The organism is Streptomyces sp. NPDC001744 (assembly GCF_042892575.1).
Classification (GTDB): Bacteria; Actinomycetota; Actinomycetes; order Streptomycetales; family Streptomycetaceae; genus Streptomyces.
In genome coordinates this window covers 15990-28466 of sequence record NZ_JBIAUG010000036.1, presented here as the reverse complement: position 1 = coordinate 28466, position 12477 = coordinate 15990, and the positions used below count along the sequence as shown (strand labels likewise).

The following is a 12477-nucleotide window of genomic DNA, read 5'->3' as shown; positions in this document are numbered from 1 at the left end:
TCGGCCTCTCCCAAATGCAAGTCTCCCGACTCCTCACCCGCATCCTCAAAGACCTCAAAACCGCCCTCCTCACCGACACCCCCACGGACCACTGAGCCTTCCCCGCCGGCGGCGCCGCCGGTCTCGGCCCGCACGCCGGTCGCGGACGCCGGCACCGGGCGTCCCCGCGGAGCGCGGCGGAACGGTCCTTCGGGCAGAAACCCCGTTCCATGATCCCCATCGGGTGAACAGCGGGCGCGCGCCTCGCCCGGCGGCCGGTGGGGGCGCGACCATGGAGCGACTTCTTCCACCCCCCGAGGAAAGGCCGCTCCCGTGCGCCGTGCCCTGATCGTCGTCGATGTGCAGAAGGACTTGTGCGAGGGCGGCGTCCTCCCCGTGAGGGGCGGGGCCGACCGGGCCGCCGCCATCGCCGAGCTGATCCGGAGCACGGACGGCCGGTACGCGCACGTCGTCGCCACGCGGGACCACCACGTCGACCCGGGCGACCACTTCTCGGACGAGCCGGACTTCGAGGACTCCTTCCCCGTCCACTGCGTCGCCGGTACCGAGGGGGCCGAGTTCCACCCGGACTTCGCACCCGTCGTCGCCTCCGGCGCCGTGGAGGAGGTCTTCTTCAAGGGCGCCCACTCCGCCTCCAAGAGCGGTTTCGAGGGAGCCACCGAGAGCGGGACGCCGCTGGACGAGTGGCTGCGCGCCCGCGCGGTCGACGGCATCGATGTCGTCGGGATCGGCACGGACCACTGCGTGAAGGCCACCGCGCTCGGCGGGATCCGGGCGGGCTTCGACGTGCGCGTCCTCCTCGACCACACGGTCGGGGTCACGGAGGCCACCACCGACCGCGCGCTCGACGAGCTGCGGGCGGCGGGCGTGGAGCTCAGCGGCAAGCCGGTGGTGCTCGTCTGACCTGCCGGAAACGAGGCGGTGGGCCCCGACGGGTGTCGGGGCCCACCGCTTCGCCGTCCCGGGGCGCCGTTCCGGGACTCCGTCCGTACGGCTACGGAACCCAGTGGTTGCCCGAGGCCGTGATCATGACCTGCAGCTGGATGCTCGCCGAGAAGTAGCTGCTGGTGTCGACGGGCGTGTTCAGCATCTTGTTCCACAGGGCGTCCAGCCACGCCTGGCTGCCCGGGTCGGTCATCGCCGCCACGGCGAACGGGGCGAAGAAGGCGGCCTCGCTGCCGGAGGAGATCTGGGTGCCGTTGAGCTTGTAGCCGATGCCGATTTTGTTCGGATCGCCGCCGGTCTTCGTCTTGATCCAGCCGTTGAGCTTCCGCGCCGCCGCGAGGGACGTGGCGTCCCCGCTGGTCACCGCGTCGTCCGCGATGCGCCACGGCGTACGGCAGGCGTTCCACCAGTAGAAGCCGTCGTTGTCGTGCTCCAGCACCTTGCCCGGGGCGGGCTTGGGCGTGGTGTCGGTGTTGACGACGAAGTCGGGCAGGAGTCCGGTGCCGGAGGCGTACGTGGACTGGAGGCGGGTGATCTGGTTCTGGTGCGCGGTGCGCACGGCGTCCCAGGTGGTGTCGCCCGTGGCCGCGCGGAAGGCGCGGAAGTGGTCGACCATCCAGTCCGAGGTGCGGGAGACGTAGTAGTACTGGTCGCCGGCGCTGCTCCAGTCGCCCAGCTTCAGGAGTCTGGTGGTCGGGTTGAGCTCGTCCTTCTTGATCGCGGCGATGTGCTTGAGCGCGAGGGCCTTGTAGTTGTACGTGCCGGTGCTCCCCCACTGCTTGTCGGCGAGGAGCAGGCCGTAGGCCACGTCCATGTCCCCGTCGGTGGCGCCGTCGCCGCCGGAGACGCTCACGCAGTCCGCGTTCTGTTCGGCCGCGAGCAGGTCCGGGTTGACGGAGGAGGGGTGGTCGATCTTCCACTTGACGAGTCCGTCGAAGATCTTCTTCGCGTCCGGGTCGGCGCCCGCCATGGTGGCGGCCACGACCATGCCGTACCCCTGCGCCTCGGCGACGTACGGGTGGTCGGCGTCGGGCGAGTAGACCTGGTACCAGCCGTTGCCGCAGTTCTGCCGGACGAAGGCGGCCTTCCACCTGTTGTAGTAGTCGACGACCTTCTGGTCGAGCGCGGCCTGCGCGCCGGAGGGCTTCAGCGTCCCGGCGGCGTACGGCTTGAGGTGGCTGCCGAAGGGGACGGCCGTTCCGCCGCCGCCCCCGGAGGACGGCGCGCCGAACACCTCGAACTCCCAGAGGGAGTAGCCGTACGGGGTGCCCCGCCCGGTCCCGTACATCCGGACGTACCGGCCGCTGCCGGAGACCGTCAGGTCGTCGACCGCCCCGTCGCCGGTGGTGGTGGAGTAGACGTCGTTCCAGGTGGTCCCGTCGGCCGAGGTCTGGATGCGGTACGCCTTGCCGTACGCGGCCTCCCAGTTCAGCTTCACGCGGGAGATCGTGTGAGGGGCCCCGAGGTCGACGCGGATCCACTGCGGGTCGACCCCTTCGAGGCTCGCCCAGCGGGTGCTCGTGTCGCCGTCCACCGCGAGCCCGGCGCCGAAGGCCGAGGTCTCGACGGACGAGGCCGTCACCGGCTTTCCGGTGGACACCGGGCCGTCGGCGGCCCGCGCCTCCGGCAGGACCGTCAGGGGCAACGCCAGCAGGCCCGCGAGCCCGAGAAGCGAGACGCTTCGTCGACGCATGCCAACTCCCTTTCTCTCCAGGGATGTTGGTTAGGAATATTTCCTAACCATCGGCGGAGGGTAGAGAGGGCCGGGCTTCCGCGCAAGACCCCGCGCGCGAAGGGACGGGGAGCGGCCGGCGGTCGGGAGGGGGCGATCGCGGGCGGCCCGGCCGGGAAACGGATGTGCGACTGTCGTACCCGCGTGATAGTCACTACCCCCACGGGGCGGACGATCACCGGCCGCCCCGTTCGCACACGGCAAGGGGTGGGGACATGGCGTTGCTCCGTACGTGGGGGCTCGCGCTGGGGAAGGGGACGGGGCGGCCCGTCGCGCGGCTGGAGGAGGACGAGGGTCCCGAAGCGACCCGCGTCCGCGAAGCGGCCGCGGCGGCGGACTGGGCCACCGTGCGGGAGGTGCTCGAAGCGCGTCCCGAGAGCGAGGGCCGGACGGACCTCCTGTGGGCGGTCTGCGACACCGCCGGCGTGGAGGAGTGGATCACCGGGGTGATCGAGGCGGAACCGGAGGCGGCGCTGCCCCGGCTCGTGGCGGGCCTCCGCCACGTCAGTTGGGGCTGGGAGGCCCGGACCGCGGCACGCGCCAAGGACGTCTCGCGGGAGCGGTTCGAGACCTTCCACGCGCGCCTGCGCACGGCCGAACGCCATCTGTACGAGGCGGCGGAGCGCGAACCGGGATGGGCCTCGCCCTGGTACTGCCTCCAGGTCAGCGGGCGCGGCCTGGAGGTCGGACCGGAGGTCGCACGGCGCCGGTTCGAGGCGACGGTGCGGCGTGCCCCGCACCACCTGGGGGCGCACCAGCAGCAGTTGCAGCAGGTCTGCGAGAAGTGGGGCGGATCGCACGAGGAGATGCACGCCTTCGCGCGCGCGTCGGCGTTCGGCGCGCCCGCCGGGACGCTCCTCGGCCAGCTCGTCGCGGTCGCGCACCTGGAGGAGTGGCTCTCCCTCGACCCGGGACCGGACGCCGCCCACATCCGCCGGCCCGACGTGGTGGCGTCCCTGCACGAGGCCGCGGACCACTCCTACCGGCACCCGGACTCCGTCCGCCGGAGCGGCCGGCTCCAGGTGCTCAACAGCTTCGCCATGGCCTTCTCGCTCGCCGGGGACCGCGAGGCCGCGCGGGAGTGCTTCCGCGCCACCGAGGGACGGGTCACCGAGTTCCCCTGGTCCTACCTGGACGGTTCCGACCCCGTCGCGGCCTACCGGGAGCGGCGCTCGGCGGCCGGACGCTGAACCGGCGGGACGGCCGGCGCGACCGCCGCCCCTGCTCCGCACCCTTCTCTCCCTTCCCCTCTCCTCTCCTCTCCTCTCTTCACCCTTCCTCCCGCCCGTCGGCACGGGCGCGTTCACCGAAAGACTTCCCCAGGTGTCTCCTTCCGAGTCAGCGCACACCTTCCAGGTCGACCTGCGCGGTCTGGTCGACCTGCTCTCCCACCACCTCTACTCCAGTCCCCGCGTCTACCTGCGGGAGCTGCTCCAGAACGCCGTGGACGCCATCACCGCCCGGCAGGCGCTCGACCCCGCCGCGCCCGGCACCATCACCGTGCGCACGGGCGACACGCTCACCGTCACGGACACCGGCGTCGGTCTGACCGAGGCGGACGTCCACCAGTTCCTCGCCACCATCGGACGCAGCTCCAAGCGGACCCCCGACGGCGCCCTGGACGGTGCCGGACTCGACGCCGCCCGCGGGGAGTTCATCGGCCAGTTCGGCATCGGCCTGCTCGCCTGCTTCGTCGTGGCCGACGAGATCACGGTGGTCAGCCGGTCCGCCGCGGACCCGTCGGCGCCCGCCGTGGAGTGGCGCGGCCACTCCGACGGCCGCTACACCATCCGGAACCTGCCCGCGTCGGAGGCGCCCGCGCCGGGCACGACCGTCCGGCTCGTGCCGCGTGCCGACAACGCCGAGTGGACGAGCCCGGGAGAGGTCGTCCGGCTGGCCCGGCACTACGGCGGGCTCCTGCGGCACGAGGTCACCGTCGTCGACTCCCGGGGCGAGGCGCACCGGATCGACGAGGCACCGCCGTGGGAGCGGAGCCACCGTTCCCCGCTGGCGCGCCGCGAGGCCCTCACCGCGTACTGCCGCGACCTCTTCGACTTCACCCCGCTCGACAGCATCGAGCTGGACCTTCCGGCGGCCGGCCTGCGCGGGGTCGCGTACGTGCTGCCGACGGCGGTGAGCCCGGCACAGCGCGCGGGGCACCGGGTCCACCTCAAGGGCATGCTCCTCACCGACAAGGCGCCCGAACTCCTCCCGGAGTGGGCGTTCTTCGTGCGCTGCGTGGTCGACACGACCAGCCTGCGGCCCACCGCGTCCCGGGAGTCGCTGTACGAGGACGGCACGCTGTCCGCCGTACGGGACGCCCTGGGCGACCGGATCCGCGACTGGCTCACCGGGCTCGCCGCCAGCGACCCGGCGCTGCTCCACCGCTTCATCGACACCCACCACCTGGCGGTCAAGGCGCTCGCCCGGTACGACGACGAGCTGCTGCGCGTCGTGCTGCCGTGGCTGCCGTTCGAGACCACCGACGGCAACGTGACCCTGGAGGAGTTCGCGCGGGCGCACCCGGCGGTCCTGGTCACCCGGAGCGTCGAGGAGTTCCGCCAGGTCGCCCCCATCGCCTCGGCCGCCGGCCTGGGCGTGGTCAACGGCGGTTACACCTACGACCGCGACCTGGTGCACCGGCTGCCCGAGGTCCGTCCGGGCACGTCCGTCACGGACCTCGACCCGGCCACGGTCACCGCGCACCTGGACGCCGTGGAACCGGCCGCCGAACTGCGGGCGGCCGCCTTCCTCGCGGTCGCCCGGGAGACGATCGGCGCGCACGACTGCGACGTCGTCCTGCGCGACTTCCAGCCGGTCACCGCGCCCGCCCTCCTCCTCGACAACCGGGAGGCGCGCCACGAGCGGACGCGGGCCGGCCTGGCGGCCGACAGCGACGGCCTGTGGGCCGACATCCTCGGCTCGCTGCGCCAGGAGACCCCGCGCGCCCAGCTCGTCCTGAACCACCTCAACCCGCTGGTCCGCCAGGCGATCACGATCGGCGAGCGCGGCCTCGCCGTGACCACCGCCGAAGCGCTCTACGGCCAGGCGCTGCTGCTCAGCCGCCGCCCCCTGCGGGCGAGCGAGAGCGCCCTGCTCAACCGGGCCTTCATCGGCCTGCTGACCCACGCCATGCACCGTTCGGACGCGGCGGCACCCGGCTCCGAGCCCCGGAAGGAACTGTAGATGCTGGACACGCCCGAGGCCGTCGTCGAGGCGCTGCGCGAGAACCACGAGCGTCCCCACGGGACGCACCGGACCGTCACCGCCGAGGAGCTGGTCGAGGCCGCCGGGGTCTTCGAGGAGCCCGACACCCTCGTCACGGCCCTCCTGGAGCTGATGACGGCGTACGAGTTCACCGGCGAGCAGCGCAAGTCCCCCGTGGTCTTCGCCCGGCTGCTCCAGCTGTGGGACACCGCGCCGGACGCCTTCAGCCCGTGGGAGGCCCACCAGGTCTTCTGGCGCTTCAAGTGGGTGACGACGTCCCTGCTCCAGGTGCCGGAGGTGCCGCTGGACACCGTGCACGGCTGGATCGACCGGATGCGGGACCGGTACGAGGAGGCCGGGCACGGCATGCAGCCGGTGGCGGCCATGCGGTACCAGGTCGCCGCCCACACCGGGACGGGCGTCCCCGACGCCTACGACCTGTGGGCCACCCGGCCCCGTACCGACCTGAGCGACTGCGAGGCGTGCGAGATCCGGCACCACGCCTCGTACCACGTGGCGGCGGGGGACGACGCGGCGGCCCTCGACGTCTGGGGGCCGGTCCTCGACGGCTCGCGGTCCTGCAGCGAGGAACCGCAGATGAGCCAGGCGCGCGCCCTGCTGCCGCTGCTGCGCCTGGGCCGTACGGACGAGGCCCGCTCCCACCACCTCACCGGCTACCGGCGGGTCCGGGGCAACACCGGCATGCAGCACGAGGTCGGCCTGCACCTGGAGTTCTGCGCCCTCTCGCGCAACGAGGGCCGGGGCCTCGAAGTCCTCGCGGAGAACCGTCCGCTGTTCGAGGCGACCGGAGCGCCCCTGGACCGGCTGGGCTTCCTCACCGGGGTGGAGGTGCTGCTCGCCCGGCTCGTGGAGGACGGACACGAGGAGACCCCCGTCGCCGGTCCGCCCGGCCGGAACTGGACGGCGGGCGGCCTGCTCGCGCACGTCCGCGCCGGGGCGGACCGGCTCGCCGCCGCCTTCGACGCGCGCAACGGCACCACGGCCGTCGGGGACCGCCGCCGGCGGCGTCTCGGGCGGCGGCCGCTGCTCGACGAGCCGCTGCCGCTCGGACTGCGGACGGCCGCCGCCACCCGCACCCCCGCGGGCGCGGGCGCGGCGGCCGCCGTTCCCGGGGTGCCGGAGGACTTCGCCGCCCTGGTGCGCGAGGCGCGGAGCATGGCGCGCCGGGGGCACCCCGGGGCCGACAGGCTCTGGTCCCGCGTCTCCGGGAGGATCGCCGACGGCTCCGCCGCGCACGACGAACGGCTCGGCCCCGAGGACCTGCTGCGGGCCGAACTGGCGGTGTGGCGCGCGCAGACGCACGCGCGGGAGGGCCGGGACGCGGAGGGCGTCGCGGAGCTGGAGGAGGCCGCCGCGCTCTACGAGCGGCTCGGGATGCCGTGGCACTCCCTCGCCGCCCGGGCCCAGGCGTGGGCGAACGCCGCCGGAGCCGCCGGCGGGGACACGGCGGAGGAGGGGGGCGGCGCGGCGGCCGAGACCGCCCGGGTCCGTCTCGACGAGGCGCTGCGCGAGGCGGAGCTCCTCGGGAAGGAGGCTCCCCCGGCCGGCGGGGAGGGCGGGGCCCCGGCCGGTGACGAGGCGGCGGCGGAGCGCGTCCTGAAGTACCTCACCGTGCTGTACGCCCACACCTTCGCCGCGTACCAGGAGGTGATGCGGCGGATGCCGGAGGTCCCCGCGGCCGTCCTGGAGCGGTTCGAGGAGTCCGCGCGGACGATGCGGGCCGAGGCGGAGCGCCTGTCCGTCCCCCACCAGGTGGCCAACGCGCGCCAGTTCGTCGCGGACGTGGCCGGGCGGCGGGGCGACACCGCCCTCGCCGAATCGGAGCTGCGCGCGGCCCTGGCGGACATCGACGCTTCGGAGCGGCCCTGGCGCGGCACGCGCCCGCGTGCCCTGCTCGCCCAGTTCGCGCTGGCCCGGCAGGAGCCCGCGGAGGCGGTGGAGCTGCTGCACCGGGCGATCGCGGACGCGGTCCGGTACGACGACGCGGACTTCCCCCTGGCTCCGACGTACGCCCTGCTCGGCCACGCGGTCTCGCACCTCGGGGACTTCACGGGCGCCGTGCGCCACCTCTCCGAGGCGGCCGCCCGGTTCGACCAGGACGGGGAGCCCGGGGAGGCCACGGACGTACGGCTCCGGCTCGCGGACGTGCTGACGCGCGCGGGGCGGCAGGCGGACGCCGTCGCCGTCCTGGAGTCGGTCCTCTCCCACGGGGCGGCCTCCTCCCTCGACGAGCGGATGGCGGCCCAGGTGCGGCTGTCCCTGGCGCGGGGTCTGCGGGACCTCGACGAGCACCTGCCCGCCGCCGAGGAGTTCCTGCGGCTCGCGGACACGGTCGCCGGGTGGGAGGAGGACGGCCCGATCCGCACGCTGGTGGCGGCGGAGACGGCGACCACGCTGGCCCTTGCCGACCGCTGGGACGCGGCGGACACCGCGTACGAGCGTGCGCTCGCCGCGCACGCCGAGGCGCCGAACCCGCCCCTGGTCGCTTTGATGGCGCGCGAGTTCGCCCGCCTCACGGTGGCGGCGCGGGGCTCCGAGGGGGTGGAGGCGGCCCTGGACCACCTGAAGCGGGCCGACGGGGTCCTGGCCGGGCTGATGGAGGAGGCCGAGGACTTCGCCGTCTGGTACGAGCGCGGCGAGGTGCGCTACCGGCGGGCCCGCGTCCTGGTGGAGGCGGAGCGCTTCGAGGAGGCCCTGGCCGAGGCCGAGGCGGCGGTCGCCGCCCACGAGGAGGGCGGGGAGGAGGGCGAGCTGCCCAGGGCCGAGGCGGTCCGGTTCGCCGCCCTGGTCGAGGGGAACGGCCTCGGCCGGCCCGGCGACGCCGTCGTCCGGCTGACGGCGGCGGCGGCGCGCTGCCGGAAGGCGGGCCACCCCGAGGCGGCGCGCGTCCTGGACACCCTGCGGCAGGAGTACCTGGCGCGGCCCCGGGACTGAGTGCCCGGCGGTCGCGTCCCGTGGAGGGCCGGGCCCGTCCACGGGGCGCGGCCGCGCGGGCGGCCCGGACTCCGTACGATTCCCTCCGTTGTCACTCGTACGTCCGAAGGAGATCCCCATGACCCAGGTCACGCTGAAGGGCAGCCCGGTGCGGGTCGGCGGCGTGCTGCCGGCCCCCGGCAGCCAGGCACCCGGCTTCACGCTCGTCGCCGAGGGGCTGGCCGACACGTCGCTCAAGGACTTCGCCGGGATGCGCAAGGTCCTCAACATCTTCCCGAGCGTCGACACCCCGACGTGCGCCTCCTCCGTCCGCGCGTTCAACAAGAGGGCGGAGGAGCTGGAGAACACGGTGGTGCTCTGCGTCTCCGCCGACCTCCCCTTCGCCCAGGCGCGCTTCTGCGGTGCCGAGGGCCTGGAGAACGTCAAGACCCTCTCGACGCTGCGCGGCCGCGCGTTCCACAACGACTACGGCGTGGACATCGAGGACGGCCCGCTGGCGGGCCTGACCGCCCGCGCGGTCGTCGTCCTGGACGAGAACGACACGGTCCTGCACGCGCAGCTCGTGGACGAGATCGCGGACGAGCCCTCCTACGACGAGGCGCTGGCCGTCCTGAAGTGACCGTCGCCGCCCCCGGAAGGGGCCCGTCGCCGGTGCCGGCGGCGGGCCCCTTCCGTCGTACCGGCTCACTTCCGCGCGCAGTCCGGGCACAGCCCCCGGTACGTCACGTCGGCCTTCTCCACGGCGAAGCCGAACCGTTCCCCGGCCGGCAGCGCGGCCAGCGGGTCCCCCGTCGGATGGACGTCCCGGATGGTCCCGCAGCCCGAGCAGACCAGGTGCTGGTGCGTCCGGTGCGCGTTCGGGTCGTAGCGCTTGGCCCGTCCGTCCGTGGGGAGTTCCACGACCTCCCCCAGGGCGACGAGTTCGCCGAGGGTGTTGTAGACCGTCGCCCGCGCGATCTCCGGCAGCCGTTCGGCCGCCCGCGCGTGCACCTCGTCCGCCGTGAGGTGCACGTGGTCGCCGGCCAGGACCTCCGCGACCACCCGCCGCTGGGACGTCATCCGCCAGCCCCGGGATCGCAGCCGTTCCAGCAGGTCGCTCATGTCTGTTCACCTCTTCGGCTTCGGCGCGGGGCCGGGGGGCCGCCGGTGCCCGGCGGGCCCTCCCCGGACAATGACGTGACATCGATCTTGACTTGGACAAGGTCCATCGTAGGATCGCTTCCGTTGATGGCCAAGGGACAGGAAGACGTCAGCGCGGCGGGAACCGGGGACGGGGCGGCTCTCCGGACCCGGCCCGACCGCTCCGCCGATCCCCCTTCCTGAGCACTGTTGTCCGCCAGGTCCGGAAGGATTCCGATGTCTGAGAACCGCGTGTCCGAGAACGAGGCCCCCGAGAACCACGACGCGATCGTCGTGGACGCGAAGCTGGACGAAGCCGGAGGCGGTTGCCCGGTCGCGCACGGCCGCGCCGCCCACCCGACCCAGGGCGGCGGCAACAACCAGTGGTGGCCGAACCGGCTGAACCTGAAGATCCTGGCCAAGAACCCCGCCGTGGCCAACCCGCTGGGCGAGGACTTCGACTACGCCGAGGCGTTCGGGAGCCTCGACCTCCCGGCCGTCAAGCGGGACATAGCCGAGGTGCTCACGACCTCGCAGGACTGGTGGCCCGCCGACTTCGGCCACTACGGCCCCCTCATGGTCCGGATGGCCTGGCACAGCGCGGGGACGTACCGCATCACCGACGGCCGCGGCGGCGCCGGCGCCGGCCAGCAGCGCTTCGCCCCCCTCAACAGCTGGCCCGACAACGTCAATCTGGACAAGGCCCGCCGGCTGCTGTGGCCGGTCAAGAAGAAGTACGGCCGGAACCTCTCCTGGGCCGACCTCCTGATCCTCACCGGCAACGTCGCCCTGGAGTCGATGGGCCTCAGGACGTTCGGCTTCGCCGGCGGCCGCGAGGACGTGTGGGAGCCCGACGAGGACGTGTACTGGGGCCCCGAGACCACCTGGCTCGACGACGAGCGCTACACCGGCGACCGCGAGCTGGAGGAACCGCTCGGCGCGGTGCAGATGGGCCTCATCTACGTCAACCCCGAGGGCCCGAACGGCAATCCGGACCCGGTCGCGGCGGCCCGCGACATCCGGGAGACCTTCCGCCGGATGGCGATGAACGACGAGGAGACGGTCGCGCTCATCGCGGGCGGGCACACCTTCGGCAAGGCCCACGGCGCCGGTCCCTCGGAGAGCGTCGGCGACGACCCCGAGGCCGCGCCGATCGAGGCCATGGGCTTCGGCTGGGCGAACTCCCACGGCACCGGCAAGGGCGGCGACACCATCACCAGCGGCCTGGAGGTGACCTGGACGAACACGCCGACCACCTGGGACAACAGCTTCTTCGACATCCTCTTCGGTTACGAGTGGGAGCTGTTCAGGAGCCCCGCCGGCGCCCACCAGTGGCGGCCGAAGGACGGCGCGGGCGCGGGCACGGTCCCGGACGCCCACGACCCGTCGAAGACCCACGCCCCGACCATGCTGACCACCGACCTGTCGCTGCGCTTCGACCCGGCGTACGAGCGGATCTCCCGGCGCTTCCACGAGAACCCCGAGGAGTTCGCGGACGCCTTCGCGCGGGCCTGGTTCAAGCTGACGCACCGCGACATGGGCCCGGTCTCCCGCTACCTGGGTCCCGAGGTGCCGTCCGAGGTGCTGCTCTGGCAGGACCCGCTGCCCGAGGTGGACCACGAGCTCGTGGACGCCGAGGACGTCGCCGCCCTCAAGAGGAGCGTCCTCGCCACGGACCTGACGGTCTCCCAGCTGGTCTCCACCGCCTGGGCGTCGGCCTCCTCCTTCCGGGGCAGCGACAAGCGCGGCGGGGCCAACGGCGCGCGCGTCCGCCTCCAGCCGCAGATCGGCTGGGAGGTCAACGACCCCGAGCGGCTGTCGGCGGTACTGCGCGTCCTGGAGGGCGTCCGCGACTCGTTCAACGGCTCCCGGACCGACGGCCGGCGGATCTCGCTGGCCGACCTGATCGTGCTGGCCGGGGCCGCGGGCGTCGAGCAGGCCGCCAGGAACGCCGGCGTCGAGGTCGAGGTCCCCTTCCGGCCCGGCCGCGTGGACGCCTCGCAGGAGCAGACCGACGTGGAGTCCTTCGCCGCCCTGGAGCCGAAGGCGGACGGCTTCCGCAACCACCTCGGCAAGGGAAACCGCCTCCCGGCCGAGTTCCTGCTGGTCGACCGGGCCAACCTGCTGAACCTGAGCGCCCCCGAGATGACGGTCCTCGTCGGCGGTCTGCGCGTCCTGGACGCGAACCACCAGCAGTCGCGGCACGGCGTCCTGACCACGACCCCGGGCTCCCTGACGAACGACTTCTTCGTCAACCTGCTCGACATGGGCACGGTCTGGAAGCCGGTGGCCGGGGACCCGAACCTCTTCGAGGCCCACGACACCGCGACCGGCACGGTCAGGTGGACGGGCACCCGCGCCGACCTCGTCTTCGGCTCCAACAGTGAGCTGCGCGCGGTGGCCGAGGTCTACGCGAGCGACGACGCGAAGGAGAAGTTCGTGCGGGACTTCGTCTCCGCGTGGGACAAGGTGATGAACCTGGACCGGTTCGACCTCGCCTGATCCCCTTCCGGGCCGGA

Annotated in this window: 8 protein-coding genes; 6 read left to right on the top strand and 2 right to left on the bottom strand. The window is 73.5% G+C overall.

Annotated elements, in window-relative coordinates:
* Positions 1-312: 312 nt before the first annotated feature.
* Positions 313-903 carry an isochorismatase family protein gene (locus ACFYZY_RS28960; RefSeq protein WP_388699996.1) on the top strand — a complete coding sequence of 197 codons (591 nt, stop codon included), beginning with the start codon at positions 313-315 and terminating at the stop codon, positions 901-903.
* Positions 904-994: 91 nt separating this feature from the next.
* Here the strand turns inward: ACFYZY_RS28960 and ACFYZY_RS28955 are convergent, their stop codons facing one another.
* Entirely contained in the window at positions 995-2638 is a 1644-nt protein-coding gene (locus ACFYZY_RS28955; RefSeq protein ID WP_388699993.1) for a glycosyl hydrolase family 8, read from the bottom strand.
* Positions 2639-2892: 254 nt separating this feature from the next.
* On the opposite strand from ACFYZY_RS28955, the gene ACFYZY_RS28950 reads away from it, so the two are divergent.
* From ACFYZY_RS28950 to tpx, 4 genes are all read left to right on the top strand, one after another.
* Positions 2893-3867, top strand: a complete 975-nt coding sequence (locus tag ACFYZY_RS28950) for a hypothetical protein (protein ID WP_388699991.1) — start codon at positions 2893-2895, stop codon at positions 3865-3867.
* A 133-nt stretch (positions 3868-4000) separates the two neighbouring features.
* Entirely contained in the window at positions 4001-5863 is a 1863-nt protein-coding gene (locus ACFYZY_RS28945) for an HSP90 family protein (protein ID WP_388699990.1), read from the top strand.
* Positions 5864-8839, top strand: coding sequence for a tetratricopeptide repeat protein (locus ACFYZY_RS28940; protein WP_388699987.1), 2976 nt, complete (start codon positions 5864-5866; stop codon positions 8837-8839).
* A 118-nt stretch (positions 8840-8957) separates the two neighbouring features.
* The gene (gene tpx / locus ACFYZY_RS28935; protein ID WP_388699985.1) at positions 8958-9458 is read left to right on the top strand and encodes a thiol peroxidase; all 501 of its coding nucleotides are present in this window, start codon (positions 8958-8960) and stop codon (positions 9456-9458) included.
* Positions 9459-9523: 65 nt separating this feature from the next.
* Here tpx and ACFYZY_RS28930 read toward each other — a convergent pair whose 3' ends face one another.
* A complete protein-coding gene (locus tag ACFYZY_RS28930) occupies positions 9524-9940 on the bottom strand; it encodes a Fur family transcriptional regulator (protein WP_388699983.1) in 417 nt (138 codons plus the stop codon).
* Between the two features lie 255 nt (positions 9941-10195).
* Here ACFYZY_RS28930 and katG point away from each other — a divergent pair, with 255 nt between their 5' ends.
* Positions 10196-12460, top strand: a complete 2265-nt coding sequence (gene katG / locus ACFYZY_RS28925; RefSeq protein WP_388699981.1) for a catalase/peroxidase HPI — start codon at positions 10196-10198, stop codon at positions 12458-12460.
* Positions 12461-12477 lie beyond the last annotated feature (17 nt).

Coding starts and splice junctions, on each gene's coding strand:
- ACFYZY_RS28955 (WP_388699993.1), bottom strand. CDS start 2,638: ATGCGTCGACGAAGCGTCTCGCTTCTCGGGCTCGCGGGCCTGCTGGCG.
- ACFYZY_RS28950 (WP_388699991.1), top strand. CDS start 2,893: ATGGCGTTGCTCCGTACGTGGGGGCTCGCGCTGGGGAAGGGGACGGGG.
- ACFYZY_RS28940 (WP_388699987.1), top strand. CDS start 5,864: ATGCTGGACACGCCCGAGGCCGTCGTCGAGGCGCTGCGCGAGAACCAC.
- tpx (WP_388699985.1), top strand. CDS start 8,958: ATGACCCAGGTCACGCTGAAGGGCAGCCCGGTGCGGGTCGGCGGCGTG.
- ACFYZY_RS28930 (WP_388699983.1), bottom strand. CDS start 9,940: ATGAGCGACCTGCTGGAACGGCTGCGATCCCGGGGCTGGCGGATGACG.
- katG (WP_388699981.1), top strand. CDS start 10,196: ATGTCTGAGAACCGCGTGTCCGAGAACGAGGCCCCCGAGAACCACGAC.